This is a genomic window from Nocardia sp. NPDC060259, from assembly GCF_042728775.1.
GTDB lineage: Bacteria > Actinomycetota > Actinomycetes > Mycobacteriales > Mycobacteriaceae > Nocardia.
Genome location: NZ_JBHXAY010000193.1, coordinates 1 through 3042, shown reverse-complemented (window position 1 = coordinate 3042; position 3042 = coordinate 1). Strand labels below are relative to the sequence as shown.

3 protein-coding genes are annotated in these 3042 nt (G+C 65.2%); all 3 read right to left on the bottom strand.

Annotated elements, in window-relative coordinates; all coding sequences use genetic code 11:
- Positions 1-38: 38 nt before the first annotated feature.
- From ACFWF2_RS33475 to ACFWF2_RS33465, 3 genes are read right to left on the bottom strand one after another with little or no spacing between them, the layout of a single operon-like run.
- The gene (locus ACFWF2_RS33475) at positions 39-419 is read right to left on the bottom strand and encodes a F0F1 ATP synthase subunit epsilon (protein ID WP_379311486.1); all 381 of its coding nucleotides are present in this window, start codon (positions 417-419) and stop codon (positions 39-41) included.
- Between the two features lie 6 nt (positions 420-425).
- Positions 426-1874 carry a F0F1 ATP synthase subunit beta gene (atpD, locus tag ACFWF2_RS33470; protein WP_379311485.1) on the bottom strand — a complete coding sequence of 483 codons (1449 nt, stop codon included), beginning with the start codon at positions 1872-1874 and terminating at the stop codon, positions 426-428.
- 24 nt (positions 1875-1898) lie between these two features.
- Positions 1899-2870: a F0F1 ATP synthase subunit gamma gene (locus ACFWF2_RS33465; RefSeq protein ID WP_379311484.1), complete on the bottom strand. Its 972-nt coding sequence runs from the start codon at positions 2868-2870 to the stop codon at positions 1899-1901.
- Positions 2871-3042: the final 172 nt, after the last annotated feature.

Genomic DNA, 3042 nt, shown 5'->3' with positions numbered 1-3042 from the left:
CCATCAGGTCCACCACCGGCAGTTGGTTGTTCTCGCGATCAGTGGTGCTTTGCGGCAGCCTCGACAGCACGCACCTGGGCCTGCGCCACGCGCAGTGCCACTTCCGACGCGCTCGTGTCGGCCAGCACCTTACGTGCCGCATCGACATCGACCTCACCCGAGAGGTCCGCGGACTCGGCGAGCACGCGCACGGTATCGGCGGTCACCGAGAAGAAACCGCCGTGCACCGCCGCGACGATCCGCTCGCCCTCGGTCGACACGATGGACACCGTGCCGCCCTCGACGAGCTGACCGAGCAGCGGCTCGTGGCCGGCCATGATGCCGATCTGACCTTCGGTGGTCTGCGCGCTGACGAACGTAGCCTGGCCGGACCAGAGCTTGCGTTCGACCGCTACGAGATCAACTGTCATCTCCGCCATGGTGGACTACTTCCCGGCGATCTTCTTCGCAGCGGCCTCGACGTCGTCGAGACCACCGCAGGAGTTGAACGCCTGCTCCGGGAAGTGGTCGAACTCGCCCTTGCAGACGCGATCGAAGTCGTCGATGGTCTGCTCCAGCGGCACGACCGAACCCGGCTGACCGGTGAACTTCTCGGCCACGATGAAGTTCTGGCCGAGGAACTTCTCCAGACGACGGGCGCGGCCGACGAGGACCTTGTCCTCTTCGGAGAGCTCGTCCATACCGAGGATGGCGATGATGTCCTGCAGCTCCTTGTACTTCTGCAGGATCCGCTTGACCTCGTTGGCGACCCGGAAGTGGCGCTCGCCGACGATCGAAGCCTCGAGGATACGAGAGGTCGAGGTCAGCGGGTCGACGGCCGGGTAGATGCCCTTCTGCGAGATCGGGCGGGAAAGCTCGGTCGTCGCATCGAGGTGGGCGAAGGTGGTCGCCGGCGCCGGGTCGGTGTAGTCGTCGGCGGGGACGTAGATCGCCTGCAGCGAGGTGATCGAGCGACCACGGGTCGAGGTGATGCGCTCCTGGAGCTCACCCATCTCGTCCGCCAGCGTCGGCTGGTAACCAACGGCCGAAGGCATACGACCCAGCAGGGTCGAGACCTCGGAGCCGGCCTGGGTGAAACGGAAGATGTTGTCGATGAAGAGCAGCACGTCCTGGTGCTGGACATCGCGGAAGTACTCCGCCATGGTCAGCGCGGACAGGGCCACGCGCATACGCGTGCCCGGCGGCTCGTCCATCTGGCCGAAGACGAGGGCGGTGTCCTGGAGGACGCCCATCTCTTCCATTTCCAGGTGGAGGTCGGTGCCCTCACGGGTACGCTCACCGACGCCCGCGAACACCGAGGTGCCGGAGAACTCGCGAGCGATACGGGTGATCATCTCCTGGATCAGAACGGTCTTGCCGACACCGGCACCACCGAACAGACCGATCTTGCCGCCCTTGACGTACGGGGTCAGCAGGTCGATGACCTTGACACCGGTCTCGAGCATCTCGGTCTTACCCTCGAGCTGGTCGAAGCTCGGGGGCTTGCGGTGGATGCCCCACTGCTCGCCGTCGCGGCCGAGGCCGGGCGAGTCGAGGCAGTCACCGAGGGCGTTGAACACGTGGCCCTTGACGATGTCGCCGACGGGCACCGAGATCGGCTTGCCCGAGTCGACGACGGCCGCGCCACGGACCAGGCCGTCGGTCGGCTGCATCGAGATGGTGCGCACGATGTTGTCGCCGAGGTGCTGGGCGACCTCGAGGGTCAGGGTCTTGGCCACCGACGCCAGCTTGATGTCGGCGTTGAGAGCGTTGAACAGCTCGGGGATGGCGCCACGCGGGAACTCGACGTCCACGACGGGGCCGATGACACGGACGACGCGGCCGGCAGTTGCGCCTGCCTTGGTCGCGTTGTCCTGAGTGACAGCTGCGGTCATTAGATTGGTTCTCTTCCTGCGCTTCTAGTCGCGGTCCGAGCTCGACGCCAGCGCGTTCACGCCGCCGACGATTTCGCTGATTTCCTGCGTGATCTGGGCCTGACGCACCGAGTTCGCCTCGCGCTGGAGCACACTGGCCAGCTCGTTGGCGTTGTCGGTCGCCGCCTTCATTGCGGTGCGCCGAGCCGCGGACTCGGATGCCGCTGCCTCGAGCAACGATGAGTAGATACGCGTGTTGATGTACTTGGGCAGCAGGGCCCCCAGCAGCACATCGGCGTCCGGCTCGAATTCGTACTGCGCCGTGACCACCGCGTTCGGCGAGTCCGACATGATGTCGTCGCCGAGCTCGAAGTTCTCGTCGACGAAGCTGACCTGGATCGGCGCCAGGCGGCGCACCTCCGGGTTCTGGGTCAGCATCGAGACGAACTTGGTGTACACGATGTGCAGCTCGTCGACGCCCGCGATGGTTCCGGTGCCGTCCAGCGAGGGAACCTCGTTGTCGGAGCCGGCCATGAACGCCTCGACCAGGTGCGCGCACGCGGCCGACGCATCGGTGTACTTCGGCTGCTGGGAGAAGCCGGTCCACGACGCCTGGAACGGACGGTTGCGGAACTTGTAGTACGTGAGGCCCTTGTTGCCCATCACGTACAGCACCGGCTCCTTGCCGTCGCCACGCAGGGTGGTCATGAGCTCCTCGGCGCGCTTGAGCACGTTCGAGTTGTAGCCGCCGCACATACCGCTGTCACTGGTGATCACCAGGACGGCGGCGCGCTTCGGGTTGGGACGCTCGTTGAGCAGCGGGTGCGCCAGATTCTTCGACGCGCTCGCCAGCTCACCGAGGACCTTGGTGATCTCCTCGGCGTACGGCTTGGCCGCCGCAACCCTGGCCTGGGCCTTGGAAATTCGCGAGGTCGCGATCAGTTCCTGAGCCTTGGTGATCTTCTTGATCGAATTCACACCACGAATGCGGGAGCGCAATTCACGCAAACTTGCCACTAGCGGTTCACACTCCCTTCATTCGCCAGATCGGAATATGCCGACATCAGTCCTGACCCGGCTTACTTGTCGACGTGCTTGCGGGTGACCGACAGCGACTCGACCTCTTCGTGGTCCAGATCGCCGGCGGCGGCCTCGTTCACGACACGGCTGCCGTCGGAAGCCAGGAAGC

What these genes read in the sequence shown, in the direction of transcription:
- ACFWF2_RS33475 (WP_379311486.1), bottom strand. Translation starts at nt 419, where the DNA reads ATGGCGGAGATGACAGTTGATCTCGTAGCGGTCGAACGCAAGCTCTGG.
- atpD (WP_379311485.1), bottom strand. Translation starts at nt 1,874, where the DNA reads ATGACCGCAGCTGTCACTCAGGACAACGCGACCAAGGCAGGCGCAACT.